The organism is Micromonospora zhanjiangensis (assembly GCF_042650605.1).
GTDB classification, from domain to species: domain Bacteria; phylum Actinomycetota; class Actinomycetes; order Mycobacteriales; family Micromonosporaceae; genus Micromonospora_J; species Micromonospora_J zhanjiangensis.
This window is the reverse complement of record NZ_JBHSBN010000021.1, coordinates 58,101-82,198: the sequence shown is the minus strand read 5'-3', so window position 1 is coordinate 82,198 and position 24,098 is coordinate 58,101. Positions and strand designations below refer to the sequence as shown.

General features: G+C 72.2%; 19 protein-coding genes and 1 tRNA gene. 12 read left to right on the top strand and 8 right to left on the bottom strand.

Features of this window, described 5'->3' with window-relative positions; all coding sequences use genetic code 11:
• Positions 1 to 80: 80 nt before the first annotated feature.
• Genes ACFOX0_RS24900 through ACFOX0_RS24890 form a run of 3 tightly spaced genes read left to right on the top strand, consistent with a single transcriptional unit; the run spans position 81 to position 2,447 of the window.
• Entirely contained in the window at positions 81 to 1,334 is a 1,254-nt protein-coding gene (locus ACFOX0_RS24900) for a helix-turn-helix transcriptional regulator (protein ID WP_377550232.1), read from the top strand.
• Complete coding sequence (locus ACFOX0_RS24895; RefSeq protein ID WP_377550230.1) at positions 1,331 to 1,873, top strand: flavoprotein; 543 nt, start codon at positions 1,331 to 1,333, stop codon at positions 1,871 to 1,873. Before ACFOX0_RS24900 ends, ACFOX0_RS24895 begins: the two co-directional genes overlap by 4 nt.
• Before the next feature lie 7 nt (positions 1,874 to 1,880).
• A complete protein-coding gene (locus ACFOX0_RS24890; protein WP_377550227.1) occupies positions 1,881 to 2,447 on the top strand; it encodes a flavoprotein in 567 nt (188 codons plus the stop codon).
• 4 nt (positions 2,448 to 2,451) lie between these two features.
• Here ACFOX0_RS24890 and ACFOX0_RS24885 read toward each other — a convergent pair whose 3' ends face one another.
• From ACFOX0_RS24885 to ACFOX0_RS24875, 3 genes are all read right to left on the bottom strand, one after another.
• Positions 2,452 to 3,075 carry a LysE family translocator gene (locus tag ACFOX0_RS24885; RefSeq protein ID WP_377550225.1) on the bottom strand — a complete coding sequence of 208 codons (624 nt, stop codon included), beginning with the start codon at positions 3,073 to 3,075 and terminating at the stop codon, positions 2,452 to 2,454.
• A gap of 138 nt (positions 3,076 to 3,213) precedes the next feature.
• Positions 3,214 to 3,732 (bottom strand): hypothetical protein, encoded by a 519-nt coding sequence (locus tag ACFOX0_RS24880; RefSeq protein WP_377550223.1) that lies wholly within the window; start codon positions 3,730 to 3,732, stop codon positions 3,214 to 3,216.
• Complete coding sequence (locus tag ACFOX0_RS24875; protein ID WP_377550221.1) at positions 3,729 to 5,471, bottom strand: PHP domain-containing protein; 1,743 nt, start codon at positions 5,469 to 5,471, stop codon at positions 3,729 to 3,731. The genes ACFOX0_RS24880 and ACFOX0_RS24875 overlap by 4 nt, the downstream gene beginning before the upstream one ends.
• Before the next feature lie 456 nt (positions 5,472 to 5,927).
• Between ACFOX0_RS24875 and ACFOX0_RS24870 the strand changes: the two genes are divergently transcribed.
• Entirely contained in the window at positions 5,928 to 6,605 is a 678-nt protein-coding gene (locus ACFOX0_RS24870; RefSeq protein WP_377550219.1) for an NADPH-dependent F420 reductase, read from the top strand.
• A gap of 135 nt (positions 6,606 to 6,740) precedes the next feature.
• Here ACFOX0_RS24870 and ACFOX0_RS24865 read toward each other — a convergent pair.
• The 4 genes from ACFOX0_RS24865 to ACFOX0_RS24850 form a co-directional block, all read right to left on the bottom strand.
• Positions 6,741 to 6,815 (bottom strand) — tRNA-Arg (locus ACFOX0_RS24865).
• Between the two features lie 80 nt (positions 6,816 to 6,895).
• Positions 6,896 to 7,585: a winged helix-turn-helix domain-containing protein gene (locus ACFOX0_RS24860; RefSeq protein ID WP_377550217.1), complete on the bottom strand. Its 690-nt coding sequence runs from the start codon at positions 7,583 to 7,585 to the stop codon at positions 6,896 to 6,898.
• A 214-nt stretch (positions 7,586 to 7,799) separates the two neighbouring features.
• Positions 7,800 to 8,477 (bottom strand): DUF305 domain-containing protein, encoded by a 678-nt coding sequence (locus tag ACFOX0_RS24855; protein ID WP_377550215.1) that lies wholly within the window; start codon positions 8,475 to 8,477, stop codon positions 7,800 to 7,802.
• Between the two features lie 61 nt (positions 8,478 to 8,538).
• Positions 8,539 to 9,375 carry a DUF3105 domain-containing protein gene (locus ACFOX0_RS24850; RefSeq protein WP_377550213.1) on the bottom strand — a complete coding sequence of 279 codons (837 nt, stop codon included), beginning with the start codon at positions 9,373 to 9,375 and terminating at the stop codon, positions 8,539 to 8,541.
• A 99-nt stretch (positions 9,376 to 9,474) separates the two neighbouring features.
• Here ACFOX0_RS24850 and argS point away from each other — a divergent pair, with 99 nt between their 5' ends.
• The 6 genes from argS to ACFOX0_RS24820 all read left to right on the top strand — a co-directional run bounded on the left by argS (position 9,475) and on the right by ACFOX0_RS24820 (position 20,023).
• Positions 9,475 to 11,142 (top strand): arginine--tRNA ligase, encoded by a 1,668-nt coding sequence (argS, locus tag ACFOX0_RS24845; protein ID WP_377550211.1) that lies wholly within the window; start codon positions 9,475 to 9,477, stop codon positions 11,140 to 11,142.
• A 119-nt stretch (positions 11,143 to 11,261) separates the two neighbouring features.
• Positions 11,262 to 12,647, top strand: a complete 1,386-nt coding sequence (gene lysA / locus ACFOX0_RS24840) for a diaminopimelate decarboxylase (protein WP_377550209.1) — start codon at positions 11,262 to 11,264, stop codon at positions 12,645 to 12,647.
• A gap of 1 nt (position 12,648) precedes the next feature.
• The gene (locus ACFOX0_RS24835) at positions 12,649 to 13,980 is read left to right on the top strand and encodes a homoserine dehydrogenase (protein WP_377550207.1); all 1,332 of its coding nucleotides are present in this window, start codon (positions 12,649 to 12,651) and stop codon (positions 13,978 to 13,980) included.
• Between the two features lie 197 nt (positions 13,981 to 14,177).
• Positions 14,178 to 15,227 (top strand): threonine synthase, encoded by a 1,050-nt coding sequence (thrC, locus tag ACFOX0_RS24830; RefSeq protein ID WP_377550205.1) that lies wholly within the window; start codon positions 14,178 to 14,180, stop codon positions 15,225 to 15,227.
• A 118-nt stretch (positions 15,228 to 15,345) separates the two neighbouring features.
• Entirely contained in the window at positions 15,346 to 18,666 is a 3,321-nt protein-coding gene (locus ACFOX0_RS24825; RefSeq protein WP_377550203.1) for an efflux RND transporter permease subunit, read from the top strand.
• Positions 18,667 to 18,784: 118 nt separating this feature from the next.
• The gene (locus ACFOX0_RS24820; protein ID WP_377550201.1) at positions 18,785 to 20,023 is read left to right on the top strand and encodes an MFS transporter; all 1,239 of its coding nucleotides are present in this window, start codon (positions 18,785 to 18,787) and stop codon (positions 20,021 to 20,023) included.
• Here ACFOX0_RS24820 and ACFOX0_RS24815 read toward each other — a convergent pair.
• Complete coding sequence (locus tag ACFOX0_RS24815) at positions 19,986 to 20,498, bottom strand: hypothetical protein (protein WP_377550199.1); 513 nt, start codon at positions 20,496 to 20,498, stop codon at positions 19,986 to 19,988. The two genes, ACFOX0_RS24820 and ACFOX0_RS24815, sit on opposite strands and share 38 nt — an antisense overlap.
• 248 nt (positions 20,499 to 20,746) lie before the next feature.
• On the opposite strand from ACFOX0_RS24815, the gene thrB reads away from it, so the two are divergent.
• Entirely contained in the window at positions 20,747 to 21,694 is a 948-nt protein-coding gene (thrB, locus tag ACFOX0_RS24810) for a homoserine kinase (RefSeq protein ID WP_377550197.1), read from the top strand.
• Between the two features lie 298 nt (positions 21,695 to 21,992).
• Positions 21,993 to 24,032 (top strand): transcription termination factor Rho, encoded by a 2,040-nt coding sequence (rho, locus tag ACFOX0_RS24805; RefSeq protein ID WP_377550195.1) that lies wholly within the window; start codon positions 21,993 to 21,995, stop codon positions 24,030 to 24,032.
• The last annotated feature ends 66 nt before the right edge of the window (positions 24,033 to 24,098 follow it).

Genomic DNA, 24,098 nt, shown 5'->3' with positions numbered 1-24,098 from the left:
CCGCAGAATTGAGGCGTACGCGTGCCTGTCCGATCGACGGAGAGTCACTAGAGTGGCCGGCAGGCGAGGGGAGGACCACCGTGGCCCTGAAGCGGTACCGGCTGTCCCAGCGACGCAAGGCGCTCGGCTACAGCCAGGAACGGTTCGCCGAAAGGCTTGGGGTTGACCGGTCGACCGTTACCCGTTGGGAGAGCGCGGAGACAGATCCGCAGCCCTGGCACCGGACCACGATCGCAGCGGCGCTGAGCGTCAGCCTCGATCAGCTTGACGAGATACTCTCCGACGTGTCCGTAGCCACCCGCCGAGGACACCTCATGGGAGACGACACCGAACGTCCACCATCGGTCGCGACCCGCACCGAACTGCTCACCCCACTGCGCTCCTTCCTGAATACCCACCTGTCCGTGACGTCTTCGAAGACGATGGCCCGCACTCCGGTTGAGGTGCGCCGAAGCGTCGGCCGGGTACACGGCCTTTACCAGCGCGCCAGTTACAGCTCCGCGGCACGGCTGGTGCCAGACGTACTCCGTGAGGCGACCGAGCTCAGCGGAAAGAGCTCGGCAACGCACCGGGACAGCGCCTTCAAGCTCCTCGCCGCAGCGTACATTGCGGCCTCGAAGCTGGCATGCAAGATCGGGGACGGCGATGCAGCGCTGCTGACTGCCGACCGGGCTTCGACCGCCGCTCGGCTGGCCGAGGACCGAGCGCTGACCGCGGTCGCCGCGTACCAGGCCGCCTGCGCGTTGCTGCGGCTGCCGAGCCGGGCCGCCGAAGCCGCGCAGGTGACGAACTCAAGCATCGAGCAGTTGGCTCGCGACAGGCAGTCGATCGATCCCGACCTGCTGTCGGCGCAGGGCTCACTGCTACTGCTGGCCGCCATCATCGCCGCCCGGCAGGGACTGGCCCGGGAAGCATGCCTGCGACTCACCGAAGCGCAGCGACTGGCCGAACAGTTGGGATCGGACCGGAACAGGCTGTGGACGGCCTTCGGCCCGACGAACGTCGTCATTCACACCCTCTCGGCCGCCGTTCAGCGCGGAAACCCCGACCAGGCGCTGGACATCGCGACGCGAGTCGACACGTCACGGCTGCCGAGCGCGCTGGTCGGCCGGCGTGCGCAGGTACACCTTGACCTGGCCGCGGCCACCGCGATGACGGCGGACGGCGGCTCGCTCGCGGTGCTGCACCTGCTGGAGGCCGAGCGGATCGCTCCCGAGACGGTGTACGCCAACGTTCAGGCCAGGTCGCTGCTGCTCGATCTGATGGGCAAGGAGCGCCGGACGGTCACGCCGGGCCTGCGGCCGCTTGCGGCCCGGGCGGGACTGTTGGCATGACCGGACGCCCGGTCCTCTATCTCGTGGTCTGCGCCGCCCCACCGGCATTGCGGATCGGTGACCTCGTCGAGCTGCTGAGGACGGACGGCTGGACCGTCTGTGTGATCGCCACCCCGACGGCGGCGACCTGGATCGACACGGAAGGGCTGGAGGCACGGACCGGCTATCCGGTGCGCGCCCAGTGGCGACGGCCCGGTGAGTCGGACGTACTGCCGAAGGCGGACGCCGTACTGGTCGCGCCGGCCACCTTCAACACCCTCAACAAGTGGGCAGTCGGCATCAACGACAACCTGGCGTTGGGGATCCTCAACGAGATGCTCGGGTCGGGGCTGCCCATCCTTGCCTGTCCGCACGCCAAGTCCGCCCTGACCACCCATCCCGCACACGCGACGCACGTGCGGCTGCTCACCGAGGCGGGCGTGCGGATGCTGCCCGACAACACGCTGCCGGTGAACGACGGGCCGTCGCGCTGGGCCGCCGTGCGGGACGCGGTACGAGCGAACCGGACCACGCACACGATCGAGCCGATCCCTCACTAGGAGCATCGTGACCCAGATCCACCGGCAGCCGGTCCTCTACGTCATCGCCTGCGGTGGCCGGCCGGCCGCCGACCTACCGGGCTTCGTCGAGGACTGCCAGGCCCGTGGCTGGGACGTCTGCGTGATCGCCACCCCCTCCGCCCTGAAGTTCATCGACCGGGAACGGCTGGCGACGCTGACCGGCCACCCGGTCCGGCACGACTACAAGCAGCCCGACGAGCCCGACGTGCTGCCGCCCGCGGATGCGATGGTGGTGGCGCCGGCCACCTTCAACACCATCAACAAGTGGGCGTACGGGGTCAGCGACACCCTCGCCCTGGGCCTGCTCAACGAGGCGGTCGGCCTCGGCCTCCCGATCGTCGCCCTGCCCAATCCCAACGTCGCCCTGGCCCGGCATCCCGCCTTCGCGGAGAGCGTCACCCGCCTGCGGGCCTGGGGCGTCACCGTCCTCTTCGATCCCGGGACCCTTCCGCTTCCCGCACCGGATTCGGGACCACAGGCGGGAGCGGTCTTTCCGTGGCAGGCGCTGGCGTCGGCGCTCCCGCCACCTCGCACCCTCCGAGAGGACGGGTAGGCGCTCAGTTCGACACGGCCAGCCGGACGCCGAATCCGATCAGGACGGTGCCGGCGACGGCGTCGATCGCGCGCCGGACCCGTGCCCGGCTGAACACCCGGCGCAGCTTGTCGACGGCCAGGCTGTAGAGCGCGAGCCAGGCGAAGGTCAGCGTGCTGAAGATCGCGCCCAGCCCGAGCATGGTCGGCAGGGCGTGGCCCGAGGCCGGCGCGAACTGCGGCAACAGGCTCACGAAGAACGCGGCCATCTTCGGGTTGGCGAGGTCGTTGAGCAGTCCCTGGCGCAGCGAACGCACCGCACCCGTACGCGGTGCCGGTCCGGTCGCTCCCGGCTCGGTGCCGGCCCGCCGGGCGGCGAGCAGCGACTGGATGCCGAGATACACCAGGTAGCCGGCGCCGAGCAGCTTCATCGTCACGAAGACCGGCTCCGAGGCCCGGATGACTCCGGCGATGCCGAGGCTCGCGGCGACCGTCCACACCAGTTGCCCGATCGCGACGCCGGCCGCCGTCCACACCCCGCTGCGGCGCCCGCCGGCGAACGCGTTGCGGACGGTCAGCGCGGTGTCCGGGCCGGGCGTGCAGATCACGACCAGCGAGACGCCGACGTAGACGATCAGCTTGACGACCATGACACGGTCACCTCCCACCGGAAGCCGGGGCGTAAGAGCCGGGGCTAAAGAGCCGGGGCGTAAGAGCCGGGGCATAGGAGCCGGGGCGTAGGCGCTCAACATAACCGCGCCGGTGCCGTCACCCGGCGCGTTTCCCGGTCAGTGGGCGGCGCAGCAGGGGGTCGGGTTCGGGACCTCGAACGGGGCGATCAGGCCGCCCGGTGCCGGGGTGGCGGTCAGCACGAGCCGGCCGTCACAGTACTGGGGACGGACGAAGTCGCGGGTGTCGAGCAGCGTGTCCGGGCCGGCCGGTGGCCCGCCCAGCACGGCGACCTGGTCGATGGCGCTCACCGCCAGCAGGGTCGCGACGGGCAGGACGCCGGTCAGCTCCCGTACCCCGGGGAACCAGACCGCCCGCCCGGCGTGGCCGGCGGCGTGGTGGGCCGCGGCAGCCGCGGCGGCGTCGGTGGTGCTGGCCGGCGGCAGGGCGTCGGGGTCGGCGCCGGCGACGGTGACCACGACCCGGGGGCGGTGGCCGTGCACCAGGTGGGTGCAGGCGACCAGCGCGGCCGGCGGGCCGGGCACCGGCGACCACCCCGCGCGCAGGGCGGTCAGCCAGTGCTCGGCCTCGGCGGTGCCGCGGTGTCCCAGGTCGTAGCCCAGAACAGCGCCGGTCATCGGTTCGGGACCACCCAGATCGGGTTGGTGTAGAACCACAGGTCGGTCCACGGGTCGGCGGCCCCGAGCACGTCCATGGCGGGACCGACCGGGTCGACCGACGCGCCCAGGAAACCGGGAGCGGTGCGGTTGCCGTCGGTGCCGCGCAGGCGTACGTAGAACGGGCCGTCGACGCGACCCAGGTCATAGGTGAGCGTCACCTGACCGGCCGCCCGGTTCACCTGGAACGAGGTGACGACCTTGGTGTTCGGCGCGGTGAAGGCGTCCCGGTCGCGGACCGGGCCGGTGACCGCGCCGCGGATGACGTCCACGCGGGCGAGCTTCGGCACGAACTGCGCCCAGTTCGGCTGGTTGGCCAGGTCGATCGTGACGGTCAGCCGTACCGGGGTGCCGCGACGCACCACCAGCGTGTCGCCGAGGGTCACCCACGAACCGCCCGCCTGGACGCGCGCGTCGATGCCGCTGATCAGGCCGCCGTGGTCGACCCAGACGCGGCCCGCGCGCAGCCCGGCCATGACCGACGCGTACGAGAAGTCGGTCGAGCCGACGTGCGTGCGGCTGTAGTAGCCGGGCCAGAAGTCGCTGTTGCCGGTCGCGACCGCGCCACCGGCGTGGACCGGGTCTTCGTACCGGCCGTTGGCGTCGAAGTCGCCGCCGCCGGGCTTGGACGTGTCCAGGTGGATGCGGTGCGAGTCGGAGTTCGCGGTGATCCACCACGGCTTGCCCTCGGCGAGCAGGCTGTCCCACAGGCCGCCGACGGTGGCGGTCATCCAGTCGAAGCCGCCCCAGGTGCGGTAGCTCTCCAGCGGGTAGGCCGGGAACGACGCGGCGGACGGGCTGTTGTCGTACCCGCCGCGGCCGGAACCGGGGCCGTTCGGGGCCGGGATGCCGCCCGCCTGGTGGCCCGGCGCGCCTTCGAAGCCGACCGCGATGTGCGGTTTGGCGTCGCGCCAGGCGCGGATCTCGTGCGGCGAGTCGATGCCCTTGCGGGCCGGGTGGTTGGCGAGGAACAGCGCGTCCGGCACGCGGCGCCGGGCGACCGCGTCGGCGAGGAAGTTGATGCCGCTGATCGCGAGCGCCTCGTTGGCCGGGGTGGGCTCGGTGGCGTTCTGCACGGCACCGTCGAACCCGTTCTCGAACTCCTTGAGGACCGCCACCTCGTTCCGGCCCGGGTGCACGAAGACGGTGCCGTGCTCGGCGGCCGGGATGTTCCACTCCAGACCCTGGAAGACCAGCGTGTCGTCGACCTGCTGACGGGCCGCGACGATGTCGGGGTTGACCCGGTCCACTCCGATCTTGGCGTGGGTGACGCTGCCGTGGTCGGTGATGACCATCCAGTCCAGGCCGTACGCGTTCGCGTGCCGGACCTGGTCGATCACCCGGTACTGCCCGTCGGAGCTGTGCTGGGTGTGGATGTGGTGGTCGCCGGCCAGCCAGAGCAGGCCGCCGCGCCGCGACCGGCCGGCCCAGGAGCGGCCCAGCGGCGCGTCGTCGTGCGCCATCGCCACCTCCGGTACGGCGAACGCGCCCGCGGCGGCCGCGGCGGTGCCCGCTCCGAGCAGCCCGGCGCCACGCAGGAAACCGCGCCGCGACACGTCCGCCGGGGACAATTCGCTGTCCGGGATGGTCGGGTCGAGCACCGGCCGGACCTCGCCGTGCCCGTGGTCCGCGTCCGCGTGGTCGTGCCCGTGCCCGTGATCCTGCCCGTGATGATGGCCGTGGTCGTGCAGGTGGCCCATCTCGACTCCTCGTGTCCGCCGAACCGTGACGTGTGGCAGCGCCAATATCAACGGCCGTGGAGAACACCCGTTGGCGTGCCCGCCAACATCCGACGAACAGGCCGTACGTCTTCAGGACGACCGGCACTTGTCAGGACATCCGTCCGTACCGGGTGGCGATCATGGCGGCGCGTCGCCGTCGCGGCCCTGGCGCTCGCGGGCACCGTGATCCCCGCCAGGTTCACCCTGCGACGCGCCGGGAAGTGACGGGGCCTGTCTCACCAACCGTGCTGTCGACCCATACCGGAAGGGTTCGCGGTCCGTTGGTTCTTGTGTGGAGTGTACGGATTTGCCGCGCTGTCATCGTGTGCTGACCGCGGCGGGAGGCACGGTCGGTGTGTGTCGGTCGGGGTGTGCCACCCGTCACGGTCTGCCGGTGGTCGGAATTAGTTGATGGTTGTCGAGGTTCGCGCTGACATGACGACGATCGGACTTATCGGCAGTGGCAACATCGGCAGCACGGTAGCGCGGCTGGCGGTCGCCGCCGGTCATGACGTGGTGTTGAGCAACTCCCGTGGCCCGCAGACCCTCCAAAATCTGGTGTCCGAGCTGGGACCGAAGGCGCGCGCCGCGACGCCTGCGGAGGCGGCCGCGGCCGGCGACATCGTGGTGGTGACCGTGCCGCTGAGGGCGTACCGGGATGTTCCGGCGCAGCCGCTCGCGGGCAAGGTGGTCATCGACACCAACAACTACTACCCGGAGCGCGACGGCGTCTTCGACGCGTTGGAGGACGGCTCCACCACCACCGGTGAGCTGCTGCAGAAGCATCTCCCAGCGGCGCGTGTGGTGAAGGGTTTCAACAACATCTGGTTCGAACACCTGCGGTCCCTGGCGCGTCCGGCGGGCAGTGCGGACCGGTCTGCGCTGCCGATCGCCGGTGACGACGCGGCTGCCAAGCAGGCGGTCACCGATCTCTTCGACAGCCTCGGTTTCGACACCGTGGACGCCGGTCCACTTGCCGAAAACTGGCGCACTCAGCGGGACACCCCGGTCTATGTGACTCCCTACGGTGAGTTTGGGGTGCTTCCGGGTACGCCGGCCAGCGCGCAGGTCGTCCGTGCGGCGCTTGTCGCGGCGAAGCCCACCGTGGCCTGAGGCCCGCCTCTGGCTGGGAGCCGCCGCCGAGGCGATCGGCGGCGGGTCCAGCTCACCGGCCGAGTGGGTGGGACAATAATGAAGGCCCCCGACCGGTTTTCGCCTGGTCAGGGGCCTTTTTGTGCTGGTCAACTTTGGTGCCCCCGGCAGGATTCGAACCTGCGCCCCCGCCTCCGGAGGGCGGTGCTCTATCCCCTGAGCTACGGGGGCTCAGCGACGGGAAAACCATAGCAGGCGACCCGGCCGAGGGCCGAATCGGTATCCGGTGGGCCGCCGAGGCGTGTCGTCCGTCACGCTCCGCGACCGCAGCTGGGCAGCGCGTACAGCGTGATGTGTGCCGGTAGCCGGCGCGGCCAGTCGGTACGGGACCAGGACCCGTCCACCACGACGTGGACGGCTCGACCGTCCGGGCCGCTGAGCCGGAGCAGGAAGTCCCGGGTCGGCGGGGTGTCCACCGTCGGCGAGGTGATCAGGAACTGGGTACGGCCCCGGTCCGACGTGGCGGACAGGACGTCGGCCGACGGGGCGGCCCCGTACAGCCGGGTGCGGCCGACCCAGTGGACCTCGGCGTGGTGGTCCCGGGCCGACCGGTCGATCGCCGGGAAGTCCTCCCGCAGCCATCGGCCGACCGCCTCGACGCAGAGCCCGCAGGCCCGGTCGGTGGGCTCGCGCGGCCCGAGGCCCCAGGCGCGCAGGTACTCGCCGACGTCGGTGGCGTCCAGTGGCAGGTCGAAGCGGCGCTGGATCAGGACGGTCAGGTTCTGCCGGTGCCACAGGCCGTCGGACAGCCCGAGCTGTTCCGGGTACCGCCCGCGGAGCAGGTCGACCAGCTCCAGTTCCTGATCGCGGCGCAGGGCCGCTCGTTCGCCGGGTTGGCGGGCCCGGCGAACGGCGGCCACCGCCCCGTCGCCGCCGAGCGTGTGCCGCCGGCACCAGCTGGCCGCCGAACCTCGCGAGTCTCTTGCTAGCAGTACCCCCACGTCTGGGACAACGAGCCCAGATCATGACTGGTGGCGTTATGTCAGGAGAAAAGTGTCCTCAAACTGCACATCCGGCTATATCGTCTCTAGTCCGGATAAGCCGGACAGGATGGGCCGACAAAAAACCGGCCGCCGAATCATTTTCGTGATTCGGCGGCCGGTCGGTCAACCGGGTCCGGAACCGCGCCCGCCCGCGGGCGAGGCCCGTCCGGGGTCAGCCCTTCTTCGCGTCCGCGAGCAGGCTGCGCAGGTTGTTCAGCTCGGTCTGCTGGACGTTCTTCATGGTCGAGGCGACCTTCACCACCTCGGCGTTGTCGCTCTCGGCGAGGATCGCGTCGGCCATGTGGATGCCACCGATGTGGTGCTGGATCATCAGGTCGCAGAACAGGGCGTCGAGCTGCTTGCCCTGGGCCTGGCGGAGCTGCTCCATCTGCGCCGGGGTGGCCATCCCGGGCATCAGGCCGTCCTTGAGGCTGGCCGCGCCGTCCGGCATCCAGGCCATCGCCGGCTGCGAGCCGGTCGGGCCGAGGCCCCAGTTCCGCAGCCAGGTCTGCATGGTGCCGATCTCACCCTGCTGCTGGGTGGCGATGTCCACCCCGATCTGCCGGATCCCCGGGGTCGTCGACGACCGGTAGACGATCAGCCCCATGTCCACCGCCTGGGCGTGGTGGGTGCTCATGTCCCGGGCGAAGCCGGCCTCGGCCGAGGTGTCCCCGGGGCGGGTCAGCTGCGGGGTCAGCCAGCCGCCGGCGTACCCGAGCAGGAGGCCGACCACGACGGCCAGCGCCAGGGCCGCGACCCCGTACCGAGGGGCGGTGCCCGCGGCGGGGTCGGCGGTCGTCGCGGCGGACTCGTCGGCTGCGGTCTCGTCGGTCAGGACGGTCTCGGCCATCGCGGCAGGTTCCTCACTGGGTCACGTGCTCGGTCGGGGTGGGTGGCGCCACCGCCGGTGGTTACTGCGGCTGGCCGGGCATGCCGCCGCCCGAGTCGCCGCCCTGCGGCAGGTCACGCGGGGTGGTGCCGGTCGCCGTGATGCCCTGCGAGCAGTTCGCCGTCGGGCCCTCGACCGAGGCGTTCACCCGCAGCGCCGAGATGAAGTCGTCGATCCGGCTGTCGTCGGCGTTCTGCACCTTGAGCTGGTAGCCCCAGGCCTGCAGCGAGATCGGCGCGTCGAGCTTGTCGTACGGGCTCATCAGCGTCTTCTCCTTGCCGCGCACCTTGGCGGCCAGCTTCTCCACCTGGTCCTTCGGCAGGTCGGGGCGGTAGGTCACCCAGACCGCGCCGTGCTCCAGGCTGTGCACCGCGTGCTCGTTGGCGATCGGGGCGTCGTAGACGTCGCCCATGCAGTTCTGCCAGCTGTCGTTGTGCACGCCGCCGACCGGCGGGGTGTACTTGGCGTACTGGATCGGGCCGGACTTGTGCTTTTCGTACTTCAGGCTGTCCGGGTCCGACTTGCGGATGTTCTGGATCCCGGGGATGTCGGCCGCCTTGTCCTCCCAGGACTTGTTGCCCTGGATCACCGCGTACGCCCCGTAGCCGACGATCGCCGCGGCCAGCACCCCGACCGCGACGAAGAGCGCCATCGGGCCCCAGGCACGGCCCTGCTTGACCTTGACCGGGGTGATCGGCTTGCGGGGGCCCTTGCCGCCGCCCGCCGCCGGGCGGGCGCCGCCGGGCCGACCGCCGGTGGCGGTCTTGCCCGCGGCCGGCTTCGCGCCCGCCGCCGGCTTCTTGCCGGTGCTGACCACGGTCGGACGGCGTTGGTCGCCACTCGGGGTGCTGATGCTCATCGTGCCTCGTCTGGTCGGTCGGTCACGGGGGTGTGGCGGGTCACGAATTGCACGGGGTGGCCGCCGGGTGACCGAGTCTACCCCCGCTAGCATTGATCGGTGACTCCTGCCAAGCTCGCCGAGGTCGTCCTCGCCGCCGCCCGCGCCGTCTTCTCCGAGCGTGACCTCGATCACGCCGCGCTGCCCGAGGCCGCCACCGTCGAGCGACCCCGCAACCCGGAGCACGGCGACTACGCCTCGACGCTGGCCCTGCAACTGGCCAAGCGGGTCGGGCTGCCGCCGCGGGAGCTGGCGACCGCCCTGGCCGACCAGCTGGGCCGGACCCCGGGGATCAAGTCGGTGGAGATCGCCGGTCCGGGCTTCCTGAACATCCGGCTGGACGCCGCCGCCGCCGGGCAGCTGGCCCGCGTCGTGGTCCAGGCCGGCCGGGAGTACGGCCGCGGCGACCGGCTCGCCGGCGACCGGATGAACCTGGAGTTCGTCTCGGCCAACCCGACCGGCCCGGTGCACATCGGTGGGGTCCGCTGGGCCGCCGTCGGTGACGCGCTGAGCCGGGTGCTGCGGGCCGCCGGCGCCGAGGTCGGCACCGAGTACTACTTCAACGACGCCGGCTCGCAGATCGACCGGTTCGCCCGGTCGCTGCTGGCCGCCGCCCGGGGCGAGCCGGCGCCGGAGAACGGCTACGTCGGGGCGTACATCGAGGAGATCGCCGCCGAGGTGGTGGCCCGGCGGCCGGAGGTGCTCGGGCTGGACGACGCGGCGGCCCGGGAGGTGTTCCGGGTCGAGGGCGTGGCGTTGATGTTCGACCAGATCCGCTCCTCGCTGAGCCGGTTCGGGGTGCGGTTCGACACCTACTTCAACGAGAAGGACCTGCACGACCGGGGCGAGCTGGACCTGGCCCTGGCCCGGCTGCGCCAGGAGGGTCACGTCTTCGAGACCGAGGGCGCCACCTGGCTGCGCACCACCGACTTCGGCGACGACAAGGACCGGGTGCTGCGCAAGTCCGACGGTGAGTGGACCTACTTCGCCGCCGACTGCGCCTACTACCTGGACAAGCGCGAGCGCGGCTTCGACCGGATCGTGATCATGCTGGGCGCCGACCACCACGGCTACATCGGCCGGATGAAGGCCATGGCGGCCTGCTTCGGCGACGACCCGGACCGCAACCTGGAGATCCTGATCGGGCAGCTGGTGAACCTGGTCCGGGACGGTCAGCCGGTCCGGATGTCCAAGCGGGCCGGCACCGTGGTCACCCTGGAGGACCTGGTCGAGGCGATCGGCGTGGACGCGGCCCGGTACGCGCTGGCCCGCTACTCCAGCGACTCGCCGATCGACATCGACGTGGAGCTGTGGACCCGGGCCACCCGCGACAACCCGGTCTACTACGTGCAGTACGTCGCCGCCCGGACCGCCAGTGTCTCCCGCAACGCCGCCGAGGTCGGCCTGACCCGGGGCGAGCCCGACGCGTTCCGCCCCGAGCTGCTCGACCACGAGAAGGAGAACGAGCTGCTCAAGGCGCTCGGCGAGTACCCGGCGGTGGTGGCCTCGGCGGCCGAGCTGCGCGAGCCGCACCGGATCGCCCGCTACCTGGAGGAGAGCGTCGCTCAGGCGTACCACCGGTTCTACGACAACTGCCGGGTGCTGCCGCTGGGCGACGAGGAGGTCACCGACCTGCACCGGGCCCGGCTCTGGCTCAACGACGCCACCCGGACGGTGATCGCCAACGGGCTGGACCTGCTGGGGGTGTCCGCCCCGGAGCGGATGTAGCACCGGCGGCGTTTCCCGAAGTGCGGGCCGGGGACACCGGAGTCCCCGGCCGGTCGGGTCGGTGCGCGAGGATCCCCCTCGGCGAAGAGTCCTGGAACCGCGAGATCCGGAGGTAACCGATGCGGGCGCATGAGGCGGGGGCGCTGCACGGGGAGCTGGGCACCAACGGCCCGGCCTGGCTGCGTGCCCCGGCGGACGTCAACGAGCTGGTGCCGCCGCTGTGGGCGCGCGGCGTCCGGCGCGGCGCCGACGGCGCGCTCACCGTCGCCGGGCTCGACGTGCGCGAGCTGGCCCGGCGGTACGGCACGCCGGCGTACGTGCTCGACGAGGACGACCTGCGGGCCCGGTGCCGGGACTTTCGGGCCGCCTTCCCGGACGAGGACGTCTACTACGCGGGCAAGGCGTTCCTCTGCCGCGCCGTGGTGCGGATCGTCGCCGAGGAGGGCCTGCACCTGGACGTCTGCTCGGGCGGTGAGCTGGCGGTGGCGCTGTCCGCCGGGATGCCGGCCGAGCGGATCGGCTTCCACGGCAACAACAAGTCGGTGGCCGAGCTGACCCGGGCGGTCGACGCCGGGGTGGGCCGGATCATCGTCGACTCGGACGACGAGATCACCCGGTTGACCGAGCTGGCCCGCCGGCGCGGGGTACGCCCCCGGGTGCTGGTCCGGGTCACCGTCGGCGTCGAGGCGCACACCCACGAGTTCATCGCCACCGCGCACGAGGACCAGAAGTTCGGCTTCTCGCTGGCCGGCGGGGCGGCCGCCGCGGCGGCGTTCCGGATCCTCGACGAGGACGTGCTGGAGCTGCGCGGCCTGCACTCGCACATCGGCTCGCAGATCTTTGACACCAGCGGCTTCGAGGTCTCCGCCCGCCGGGTGCTGGCCCTGCAGGCGCAGATCCGCGACGCCCGCGGCGTCGAGCTGCCCGAGCTGGACCTGGGTGGTGGCTTCGGCATCGCGTACACCACCCAGGACGACCCGGCCAGCCCGGCCGACCTGGCCAAGCGGCTCCGCAAGATCGTCGACGGCGAGTGCGACGTCGAGCGGCTCGCCGTACCCCGGCTGTCGATCGAGCCCGGCCGGGCCCTGGTCGGTCCGGCGGTGTTCACCCTGTACGAGGTCGGCACGGTCAAGGACGTGGACGGCATCCGGACCTACGTCTCGGTCGACGGCGGGATGAGCGACAACATCCGGACCGCCCTGTACGACGCGTCGTACTCGGCCACCGTGGCGTCCAGGGCCTCCACCGCGGCGCCGATTCTTGCCCGCGTGGTGGGAAAGCACTGTGAGTCGGGGGACATCGTGGTGAAGGATGAATTCCTGCCCGCCGACGTCCAGCCCGGAGATCTTCTCGCCGTGCCCGGCACGGGTGCCTACTGCCGCAGCATGGCCAGCAACTACAACCATGTCCCCCGGCCGCCCGTGGTGGCGGTGCGCGGCGGTGAGGCCCGCCTGATCGTCCGGCGGGAGACCGAAGACGATCTGCTGGCATTGGATGTGGGCTGAGATGAAACCTGTCCGGCTGGCCCTGCTGGGCTGCGGAACCGTCGGTACCGAGGTGGTCCGGCTGCTGCACGAGCAGGCCGCCGACCTGGCCGCCCGGATCGGCGCCCCGCTGGAACTGGCCGGCATCGCGGTCCGCCGGATGGGCCGCGACCGCGGCCCGCTGCCGGTGAACCCGGAGCTGTTCACCACCGACCCGCTCAGCCTGATCAAACGGGACGACGTCGACGTGGTGGTCGAGATGGTCGGCGGCATCGAACCGGCACGCGGCTGGCTGGTCGAGGCGCTGCGGAGCGGCAAGAGCGTGGTCACCGCCAACAAGGCGCTGCTGGCCGAGGACGGTGCGGCGCTGCACGACGCGGCCGTCGAGGGCCGCGCCGACCTGTACTACGAGGCGGCGGTGGCGGGCGCCATCCCGTTGCTGCGGCCGCTGCGCGAGTCGCTGCACGGCGACACCGTCACCCAGGTCACCGGCATCGTCAACGGCACCACCAACTACATCCTCTCGGCCATGGACGCCACCGGGGCCGGCTTCGCCGAGGCGCTGGACCAGGCCACCGAGCTGGGGTACGCCGAGGCCGACCCGACCGCCGACGTGGAGGGCTTCGACGCCGCGGCCAAGGCGGCGATCCTGGCCTCGCTGGCCTTCCACACCCGGGTCACCGCCGCCGACGTGCACCGGGAGGGCATCACCGAGGTCACCGCCGCCGACGTGGCCAGCGCCCGGGCGATGGGCTGCACGATCAAGCTGCTCTGCATCGCCTCCCGCGGCCCGGACTCCACCGGTGCCGACTCGGTGAGCGTCCGGGTGCACCCCGCCATGATCCCGTTGAGTCATCCGCTGGCCCGGGTCGGCGACGCGTTCAACGCGGTCTTCGTCGAGGCGGTCGCCGCCGGCCAGTTGATGTTCTACGGCCGGGGTGCCGGCGGGGCGCCGACCGCCAGCGCGGTGCTCGGTGACCTGGTCACGGTGGCCCGCAACCGGCTGGTCGGGGTACGGGCGGCCAGCGAGTCGGCGTACGCGGCGCTGCCGATCCGGCCGATGGGCGAGGCGCGTACCCGCTACCACATCAGCCTGGACGTGGCCGACCGGCCGGGCGTACTGGCGGCGGTGGCCGGCGTCTTCGCCGGGCACGACGTCTCCATCGCCACGGTCCGGCAGGGCCCGGCCGGTGGTACGGACCGACCGGTCGGCCGCGGCGGGGACGCCGTGCTGGTCATCGTCACCCACGAGGCCACCGACGCGGCCCTGGCCGCCACCGTCGAGGACCTGCGCCGGTTGGACATCGTCCGGTCCATCGCCAGCGTGCTGCGGGTGGAGGGCGGCGACCGGTAGCGCGCACGGCGGGCGTCAGCGCCGCGCGCAACCCGGCGGGCGCGGCGCTGACCTGCGGCTTCGCCGCCCGGCCGGGCCGCCCGGAATCCCGGCAGGTGGTTATTCGGCGGTGCGGTCGCGCCCGCCGGCCGATGCTGGTGCACGCTGTTATTCCCTACCGCACCCGCGGGAGCGGGCACGGCCACGAGGAGGGCGCGATGTGGCGGGGTCTGATCGAGGCGTACCGGGACCGGCTCCCGGTGTCCGACTCGACGCCGGTGGTGACGCTGCACGAGGGGAACACCCCGCTGGTGCCGGCGCCGGTGCTGTCCGCCCGGACGGGCTGCGACGTGCACCTCAAGGTGGAGGGCGCCAACCCGACCGGCTCGTTCAAGGACCGCGGGATGACCATGGCCGTCTCCAAGGCGGTCGAGGCCGGTAGCAAGGCGATCATCTGCGCCTCGACCGGCAACACCAGCGCCTCGGCGGCAGCCTACGCGGCCCGCGCCGGGATCACCTGTGCGGTGCTGGTCCCGCAGGGCAAGATCGCGCTGGGCAAGTTGGGCCAGGCGCTGGTGCACGGCGCGAAACTGCTCCAGGTCAACGGCAACTTCGACGACTGCCTGGCGCTGGCCGGCAAGCTGGCCCAGGACTACCCGGTAGCGTTGGTCAACTCGGTGAACCCGGACCGGCTGGAGGGGCAGAAGACGGCCGCCTTCGAGATCGTCGAGGCGCTCGGCGACGCCCCGGACATCCACTGCCTGCCGGTCGGCAACGCCGGCAACATCAGCGCCTACTGGCTCGGCTACCAGCAGGACGCGCAGGCCGGCAACGCCACCCGTACGCCCCGGATGTTCGGCTTCCAGGCGGCCGGCGCCGCGCCCATCGTCACCGGCGCGGTGGTGCACGAGCCGTCCACCATCGCCACCGCCATCCGGATCGGCAACCCGGCCAGTTGGACCAGGGCCGTGGACGCCCGGGACGCCTCCGGCGGTCTGATCGCCGCGGTCTCCGACCGGGAGATCCTGTCCGCGTACCGGCTGCTGGCCCGGGAGGTCGGTGTCTTCGTCGAGCTGGGCAGCGCGGCCAGCGTGGCCGGCCTGTTGCAGCAGGCCGAGGCCGGTGCGGTGCCGCCGGGCGCGACGGTGGTCTGCACGGTCACCGGGCACGGGCTGAAGGACCCGGAGTGGGCGATCTCCACCGCGCCGGCGCCGAGCACCATTCGCAACGACGTCCTGGCCGCGGCCCGGGCCCTCGACCTGGCCTGAGAGCCCCGCCGGAGGTTACCGCCCGGTCCGGCGCCCCCACGCCGGACCGGTGGCGCACGTCGGGCAGAATTCGAACCGTCGAGCTCATCGCAACAATCATCGGGGAGTGGGCCCGCCCATGTCGTTGCTCGCCAGACTCAGCCTCGCCAACCGAGGGCTGGTAGCCCTCATCGCGATCGTGATCACCGGCTTCGGTGTCTACGCGGTGCCGTCGCTCAAGCAGCAGCTGCTGCCGTCGCTGGAGTTCCCGGGCGCCTTCGTCGTCGCGCCGTACCCGGGTGCCTCGCCCGAGATCGTCGAGTCCCAGGTCACCGAGCCGCTGGAAAACAGCATCAAGGGGATCAGCGGGCTGAAAAAGATCACCTCGACCTCCCGCGACGGCGCCGCCACCCTGCAGGTGGAGTACGAGTTCGGCACGAACCTCGACGACGCCGTCAGCAAGATGCAGAACCAGATCAACCGGATCCGTACCCAGCTGCCCGACGGCGTCGACCCGCAGGTCGTCGCCGGCAGCACGGACGACCTGCCGGCGGTGGTGCTCGCCGCGTCCGGCGGCGGCGACGAGCGGGCGCTGGCCGACAAGCTGAACGCCTCGGTGGTGCCCGAGCTGGAGGCGCTGCCGGGGGTCCGCACCGTCGCGCTGACCGGTACCCGCAACCCGGTCGTGGTGATCAGCCCGGAGCCGGCGAAGCTGGCCGCCGCCAAGGTGCAGCCGACCGCCATCGGGCAGACGCTGCAGGCCAACGGGATATCCATCCCGGCCGGCACGGTGGCCGAGGGGGACAAGAGCCTGCCGGTGCAGATCGGTGGACGGATCACCTCCGTGGACGACCTGCGCAATCTCTACCTGTCCGGTGGCGGGGCCGCCCCGGTCCGGCTCGGTGACGTCGCCACGGTCACCGAACAGCTCGCCCCGGCCACCTCGTTCGCCCGGACGAACGGCAAGGACAGCCTCGGCATCGCGATCACCGCCGCGCCGGACGGCAACGCGGTGACCATCTCGCACGAGATCCAGGACAAGCTGGCCGCCCTGCGGGACGCCTCCGGCGCCGACCTGACCGTCGTGTTCGACCAGGCGCCGTTCGTCGAGCGGTCGATCGACAGTCTCACCACCGAGGGCCTGCTCGGCCTGGTCATGGCCGTGCTGGTGATCCTGGTCTTCCTGCTGTCGATCCGGTCCACCCTGGTCACCGCGGTCTCCATCCCGCTGTCCGTGGTGGTGGCCCTGATCGCGCTCTGGATCGGCGACTACTCGCTCAATCTGCTCACCCTCGGCGCGCTGACCATCGCCGTCGGCCGGGTGGTCGACGACTCGATCGTCGTGCTGGAGAACATCAAGCGGCACCTCGGCTACGGCGAGGCCAAACGGACCGCCATCCTGAACGGCGTACGGGAGGTGGCCGGCGCGGTCACCGCCTCCACCCTGACCACGGTGGCGGTGTTCGCCCCGATCGCCCTGGTCGGCGGGTTCGTCGGCCAGCTGTTCGCACCGTTCGCGATCACCGTCACGGTGGCGCTGCTGGCCTCGTTGCTGGTCTCGCTGACGGTCATCCCGGTGCTCGCCTACTGGTTCCTGCCCCGGGCGGGCGACACCGAGGACGACGCCGCGGTGCGCCGGGCCGCGCAGGAGAAGGAGCTGCGCAGCCCGCTGCAGCGGTCGTACCTGCCGGTGGTCCGGTTCGCCACCACCCGGCGGTGGACCACCGTGGCGATCGGACTGGTGGTGCTCCTCGGCACGTTCGCGCTGTCCACCAGGCTGAAGACCAACTTCCTGGACGACTCCGGTCAGGACACCATCGCGATCAGCCAGGAGCTGCCGGTGGGCAGCAGCCTGGCGGCCACCGACGCGGCGGCGCGGAAGGTGGAGAACGTGCTGGCCGCCACCGCGGGTGTCAAGACGTACCAGGTGACGGCCGGCGGCAGCGGGCTGCCGTGGGAGGGCGGTGGTGGCAACACCAAGGCGTCGTACAACGTGGCCCTGGCCGCCGACGCCGACGCCGCCCGGGTCAAGGACGACCTGCGGGCGAAGCTGGACGCGCTGACCGGCGTCGGTGAGATCCGGTTCGGCGCGGCCGACTCCGGCGCCTCCGGCGACAAGCTCGAGGTGGTCGTGCAGGCGGCCGATCCGGAGGTGTTGAGCCGGGCGACGGAGCGGGTCCGCGCGGCGATGGCCGAGACGCCGAAGGTGGTCGACGTGACCACCAGCCTGGCGGAGAGCACGCCGCGGGTCGACATCGCGGTGGACCGGGCGGCCGCCGCCCGGTACGGGCTCTCCGAGGCGACGATCGGGCAGATCGTGGCCCAGTCCTTCCGCGGCAGCCCGCTCGGCAAGGTCAACCTGGACGGTCGGCAGCTGGACGTGGTGCTGCGCGCCCCGGGCCAGGCACCGGCCACCGTGGACGAGTTGAAGACCCTGCCGATCGGCCCGGTCCGGCTGGGTGACGTCGCCAAGGTCACCCAGGGCCAGGGACCGGTCCAGGTGACCCGGATCGACGGTGACCGCAGCGCCACGGTCAGCGGCACCGCGACCGGCGCGAACCTCGGCCAGACCACCGCCGACCTGCAGAAGCGGCTCGACGCGATCGACATCCCGGGGGCCACCGTCACGGTGGGCGGGGCCAGCGCCGACCAGGCCGAGGCGTTCGGCGATCTCGGCCTGGCCGTGCTGGCCGCGATCGCGATCGTCTTCGTGATCATGGTGGCGACGTTCCGCAGCCTGATCCAGCCGCTGATCCTGCTGGTCTCCATCCCGTTCGCGGCGACCGGTGCGATCGGGCTGCTGCTCGCCACCGGTACGCCGCTCGGCGTACCGGCGCTGATCGGTGTGCTGATGCTGGTCGGCATCGTGGTCACCAACGCGATCGTGCTGATGGACCTGATCAACCAGTACCGGGCGCAGGGGATGGGCGTCCGGGAGGCGGTGATCGAGGGCGGCCGGCGCCGGCTGCGGCCGATCCTGATGACCGCCATCGCGACGATCTTCGCTCTGCTCCCGATGGCGCTCGGGCTCACCGGGCAGGGCGGCTTCATCTCGCAGCCGCTCGCGGTGGTGGTGATCGGCGGCCTGATCTCCTCGACGCTGCTGACCCTGGTGCTGGTGCCGACGCTCTACACCATGGTGGAGAACACCAAGGAACGGTTCCGTCGCCGCCGGGCCGCGGCCGACGGCGACGCTGGTACGGCCGACGGCGGTGGTGCGGGCACGGCCGGCGGCGCGGACCGGCCCGCCGACGTTTCGGCGGACCGGGTCGGCCGGCACGCCGCGCCGGATCGGACGGCGACGGCGACCGGCGTGGCCACCTCGGACGGGCAGCGGTCGGCCGAGCAGCCACCCGTCCGGCCGGCGCCGTCCGGCGCGCTGATCGACGGCACCGACCAGTTCGAGGTGCTCCGCCTGCCGAAGAGCCGCCGGTCCCCGCTGCCACCGCAGGACGACTGACCGCCGGGTCGCGTCGATCGCCTGTTCCGCCGCCACCCCGGCGGCGGAACGGGCCGCGGCGCTGGCCACCGCCCGGCCGACGGTTCCGCCTCCGATCGGCGGAGTAACCTTCCGGTACGTGTCATCACCGCTTTCGGTCCTTACCCGGAACCGCGACTTCCGGAATCTCTTCCTCGCCGAACTCGTCGTCTTCGGTGCCGACTGGTTCGTCATGGTGCCGCTGCTGGTGCTGCTGCCCAAGCTGACCGGGGGCGGGGTGCTCGGCGCCCTGGTGCTGGCGGTGGACACCGGCATCGTGGCGCTGCTGCTGCCGTTCACCGGGGCGCTCGCCGACCGGGTGGACCGGAAGAGAATTATGATGGTGGCCAACGGGACCGCCCTGCTCGGCGTGCTGCTGCTGCTCGGGGTGCGGACCTCGGGCACCGCCTGGCTGGCGCCGGTGGCGGTCGGGGTGATCGCGCTGGCCAAGGCCTGTTACTCCCCGGCCGCCCAGGCCGCGCTGCCCAACGTGCTGGATCCCGCCGACCTCGCCGCCGGAAACGCGGTCGCCGGTTCGGCCTGGGGCACGATGACCGTCGTGGGCGCCTCGCTCGGCGGGGTGCTCAGCGCGGCCTTCGGCCCGTACGCCTGCTTCTGGGTGGCCGTGGTGGCGCTGGCCGCCGCGGCCGGGCTGGCCAGTCTGATCCGGCGGCCGTTGCAGGCGCCGCGCGAGCGGCACCTGCCGCCGCAGCGCACCTGGACCGCGATCGGCGAGGCATTGCGCTACATCGCGCACCGTCCCCGGGTGCTCGGCCTGGTCACGGTGAAGTCGGCGGTCGGCCTCGGCAACGGGGTGCTCACGGTCTTTCCGCTGCTGGCCGGGCTGTTCGGCGTGGGCGCGGTGGGCGCCGGCCTGCTCTTCGCGGTACGCGGCGCCGGCGCGTTGGTCGGTCCGATACTGACCCGCCGGATCCTCGGCCACCGGTCCTGGCTGCTGCCCGGGCTGGCGCTGTCCATGGCCACCTACGGGCTGGCCTACGTCGGCGTGTCACTGGTGCGGTGGTTCCCGCTGGTGCTGGTGCTGGTCTTCGTGGCGCACCTGGGCGGCGGCAGCAACTGGGTGCTGTCCAACTACGCGCTGCAGGGTGAGGTGCCGGACCGGTTGCGCGGCCGGGTCTTCGCCAGCGACATGATGCTGGCGACCCTGGCGATCTCGCTGAGTCAGCTGATGGTCGCCGCCGTCGTCGACCACGTCGACGAGCGGATCGTGGTGGCCGGCTGCGGCCTGATCACCGTGGTCTACGCGGTCGGCTGGCGGCTCGCCACCCGCCGGTTGTCGCTCACCGACCCGGACCCGGACCCGGTCCCGGCCCGGTAGCCGGCCAGCCGCCGGGGGCGCCCGGCGCGGAGGTCGGGTGGGCCGGTGCGCCGGGGGCGCCGGGCGCGCCGGTGGGCGTGCCGTAGCCCGCCGCGGGCTGGTTCGGCACCGGCGGGTACGGGTGGCCGCCGAACCCGCCCGGTCCGCCGGGTCCGACCGGCGGCGTCGGTGCCGCGCGGCTGACCGTGGACGCGATCACCAGCGCCAGCCCACCGGCGCCGACGAGGTTGAGCAGCACGCCCACCGCGATCGAGAGGCCGGTGGCGTAGCCGAGCGCCCGCGCCCCGAAGGAGTACCAGGCCACGCTCAGCACGCTCTCGAAGAGCAGCACCCCGAGGCCGACGAGCGCCAGCGCCCGGGCCTTGCCGGGCATCCGCGAGCCCCGGACCACGACCACGATCAGGCCGCCCAGCAGCACCAGGAGGTTCGGTGCCATGGCCACGAGTTGTCCGGCCACCAGTCCGACGTTCGTCACTGCGCCAGTCCTCCTCCGCATCGATGGTCCGGGGCATCGTATCGGCGGGCACGACAGCGCTGCGCCCGGGAACGGGGCACGACAGTGCGCCGCCGGGAACGGAGTGTGTGGCCGGCTTCCCGAGACCTCCGGCCGAGGTGCCCGGCGACCGGACCCGGCCGGAGCCGCCGGGCCGGTCGACTGTCCGCCGCCGTCCCAGCTTGCGGACGGCGCCGGGACCGGCCGGGCTCCCCGCCTAGCATGAGCCCATGGGGCTGTCCTTCCGGGCCGGGTCGGCAAGCGTGCGTACCCCGGCCACCAGTGCCAATCTCGGGCCGGGCTTCGACGCGCTGGGCCTGGCCCTGGCGCTGTACGACGACGTCACCGCCCGGGTGGTCCCGACCGGCTGCCGGGTCGGGGTGACCGGCGAGGGCGCGGGGGAGTTGCCGACCGACGAGACCCACCTGGTCGTCCGGGCCATGCGGGCCGCCTTCGACGTACTGGGTGGTCAGCCCGCCGGGCTGGCGGTCGACTGCGTCAACCGGATCCCACAGGCGCGCGGCCTCGGTTCGTCGTCGGCCGCGATCGTGGCGGGGGTGCAGCTCGCCCGGGCCCTGGTGGTCGACGGCCGGGAACGGATGGACGACGAGGCGGCGTTGCGGCTGGCGGCCGAGTTGGAGGGGCACCCCGACAACGTCGCGCCGTGTCTGCTCGGCGGCTTCACCATCGCCTGGACCGAGGATCCGGCCGGGGCGCGGGCGGTGTCGCTCGGGCCGGCCGCGGCCGTGCGGCCGACCGTGTACGTCCCCGGGCTGCGGGGGCTGACCTCGGTGGCCCGGGCGGCGTTGCCGGCGACCGTGCCGCACTCGGACGCGGCCCGCAACGCGGCGCGAGCGGCCCTGCTGGTGCACGCGTTGACCGCCGATCCGACCATGCTGTACGCGGCAACCGAGGATTACCTGCATCAACGTTACCGATCATCCGGTATGCCGGATTCCGCCCGGTTGCTCGGCGAGCTGCGCGCCCTCGGCGTGCCCGCCGTGATCAGTGGGGCGGGACCGAGCATATTGGCGCTGACCAGCCCACCTGACGGGTTCGACCCGGGAATGGACTGGGTCGCACACCGGTTGCCGATAGACGTCACCGGCGCCCGGCTGGATGTTGGTACACTGGGACACGCCGAGCGGGACCCTGTTGCCGCAGGTCGGAAGAGTTGATTACGCTCTAGACTTAGCACAGCCGCGAAGCAACGCGATCTCCTGCGGGTCGGCGCACCCCGAAGCTATCGGCGGTCAGTCCGTCTCACCCCTGCCTAGGCTCACGCCGTACTCGCAGTCTCCACCGGTCGCCGCAGACGGCGAGACCCGCGTACCGATGTTGGTGCGTCGGGAGCCCGACCGGCTGCTGTGTTACAGACTCCCGCGACGTGTCACGCGAGGCGGGTGCACCGAGGCCGCCCGGCCACCTGGCACGCCGATCCCGGGCAGCCCCGGCCTTATCGAGGGAAGGAATCCATTGAGCGACACCACCGACGTGACGTCGGATGTTTCCAACGTCGCTGGCGAAGCCACCGCAGGTCCCGCCCGTCGTCGGCGGTCCGGCACCGGGCTGTCGGCGATGCTGCTGCCGGAGCTGCAGAGCCTGGCCGCGTCGCTCGGCATCTCCGGTACGGCCCGGATGCGCAAGGGCGAACTGATCGCTGCCATCTCCGAGCGGCAGGCCGGTTCGGGCGCCGGGAACGCGCCCCGTCCGCGGGCCGAGGTCGCGGCCGCCGCCGCACCGCCTCGCGAGGAGGTGCGCGCCGAGGTCCGGGAGACCGCGGAGCGGCCGGAGGCGCAGCGGCCGGCGACCGACACCGACACCGAGACCGGTGCCGGCGGCGAGCCCCGGACCAGGGAACGCACCGCTCGTCGTTCCCGAGCCACGGCGGCCGCCGAGCAGCGCGCCGAGGAGACCGCGACCGAGCAGCCGGGCGACCGGGGCGGGTCGGCCGACCAGACCGACCAGGCCGAGCGCGGCGACGGGCGTACCGGCAAGGGCGATCGCGCGGAGCGCACCGACCGCGGTGACCGCAACGAACGCGCCGACCGGGGCGACCGCGCCGAGCGGGGCGAGCGGGGCGAGCGCAACGACCGGGGCGAGCGCGCGGAGCGCACCGACCGCGGCGAGCGTGCTGACCGGAGCGAGCGCGGTGAGCGCACCGACCGGGGCGACCGCAACGAGCGCGGTGACCGCAACGATCGGGGCGACCGCAACGACCGGGGCGGCCAGCGGGCGGCCGACCGGGACAACGACGGTGACGACGACGGCGAGGGCGGGGGTCGCCGCAGCCGGCGCAGCAGGTTCCGGGACCGGCGGCGTGGTCGCGGCGAGCGGGGCGACACGGGTGCCGATACGGGTCGCGAGCCGCAGGTCAGCGAGGACGACGTGCTCGTCCCGGTGGCCGGCATCATCGACGTGCTGGACAACTACGCGTTCGTCCGGACCACCGGTTACCTGGCCGGCCCGAATGACGTCTACGTCTCGATGTCCCAGGTCAAGAAGTACGGCCTGCGCCGCGGTGACGCGGTGACCGGTGCGGTGCGCGCGAACCGGGACGGCGAGCAGCGGCGGGACAAGTACAACCCGCTGGTCCGGCTGGACACGATCAACGGGATGGAGCCGGACGAGGCCAAGCGCCGGCCGGAGTTCTACAAGCTCACCCCGCTCTACCCGCAGGACCGCCTGCGGTTGGAGACCGAGCCGCACATCCTGACCACGCGGGTCATCGACCTGGTGATGCCGATCGGCAAGGGTCAGCGGGCGCTCATCGTCTCGCCGCCCAAGGCCGGTAAGACGATGGTGTTGCAGGCGATCGCCAACGCGATCACCCACAACAACCCCGAGGTGCATCTGATGGTGGTGCTGGTCGACGAGCGGCCCGAAGAGGTCACCGACATGCAGCGCACGGTCAAGGGCGAGGTCATCGCGGCCACGTTCGACCGGCCGCCGCAGGACCACACCACGGTCGCCGAGTTGGCGATCGAGCGGGCCAAGCGCCTGGTCGAGCTGGGCCACGACGTGGTCGTGCTGCTCGACTCGGTGACCCGGCTCGGCCGGTCGTACAACCTGGCGGCGCCGGCCAGCGGCCGGATCATGTCGGGCGGTATCGACTCGACCGCGCTCTACCCGCCGAAGCGCTTCCTCGGCGCGGCCCGCAACATCGAGAACGGCGGGTCGCTGACCATCCTCGCCACCGCCCTGGTGGAGACCGGGTCCATGATGGACACGGTGATCTTCGAGGAGTTCAAGGGCACCGGCAACGCGGAGCTGAAGCTGGACCGGAAGATCGCCGACAAGCGGGTCTTCCCGGCCGTCGACGTCAGCGCCTCCAGCACGCGTAAGGAGGAGATCCTGCTGGCTCCCGAGGAGTTGGCCATCACGCACAAGCTGCGCAAGGTGCTGCACTCGTTGGACTCGCAGGCCGGACTGGACCTGCTGTTGGACCGGCTCAAGCAGAGCCGGACCAACATCGAGTTCCTGATGCAGATCGCCAAGTCGACTCCGGGCGAGTGACGCGGTAACCACCGGCGCGCACGGCGCGTGCACGACGGCGTGAGCCCCGACCACGGTCTGTGGTCG

What these genes read in the sequence shown, in the direction of transcription:
- ACFOX0_RS24835 (WP_377550207.1), top strand. Translation starts at nt 12,649, where the DNA reads ATGAAACCTGTCCGGCTGGCCCTGCTGGGCTGCGGAACCGTCGGTACC.
- thrC (WP_377550205.1), top strand. Translation starts at nt 14,178, where the DNA reads ATGTGGCGGGGTCTGATCGAGGCGTACCGGGACCGGCTCCCGGTGTCC.
- ACFOX0_RS24880 (WP_377550223.1), bottom strand. Translation starts at nt 3,732, where the DNA reads ATGACCGGCGCTGTTCTGGGCTACGACCTGGGACACCGCGGCACCGCC.
- ACFOX0_RS24895 (WP_377550230.1), top strand. Translation starts at nt 1,331, where the DNA reads ATGACCGGACGCCCGGTCCTCTATCTCGTGGTCTGCGCCGCCCCACCG.
- ACFOX0_RS24825 (WP_377550203.1), top strand. Translation starts at nt 15,346, where the DNA reads ATGTCGTTGCTCGCCAGACTCAGCCTCGCCAACCGAGGGCTGGTAGCC.
- ACFOX0_RS24870 (WP_377550219.1), top strand. Translation starts at nt 5,928, where the DNA reads ATGACGACGATCGGACTTATCGGCAGTGGCAACATCGGCAGCACGGTA.
- lysA (WP_377550209.1), top strand. Translation starts at nt 11,262, where the DNA reads ATGCGGGCGCATGAGGCGGGGGCGCTGCACGGGGAGCTGGGCACCAAC.
- ACFOX0_RS24885 (WP_377550225.1), bottom strand. Translation starts at nt 3,075, where the DNA reads ATGGTCGTCAAGCTGATCGTCTACGTCGGCGTCTCGCTGGTCGTGATC.
- ACFOX0_RS24850 (WP_377550213.1), bottom strand. Translation starts at nt 9,375, where the DNA reads ATGAGCATCAGCACCCCGAGTGGCGACCAACGCCGTCCGACCGTGGTC.
- ACFOX0_RS24855 (WP_377550215.1), bottom strand. Translation starts at nt 8,477, where the DNA reads ATGGCCGAGACCGTCCTGACCGACGAGACCGCAGCCGACGAGTCCGCC.
- ACFOX0_RS24875 (WP_377550221.1), bottom strand. Translation starts at nt 5,471, where the DNA reads ATGGGCCACCTGCACGACCACGGCCATCATCACGGGCAGGATCACGGG.
- thrB (WP_377550197.1), top strand. Translation starts at nt 20,747, where the DNA reads ATGGGGCTGTCCTTCCGGGCCGGGTCGGCAAGCGTGCGTACCCCGGCC.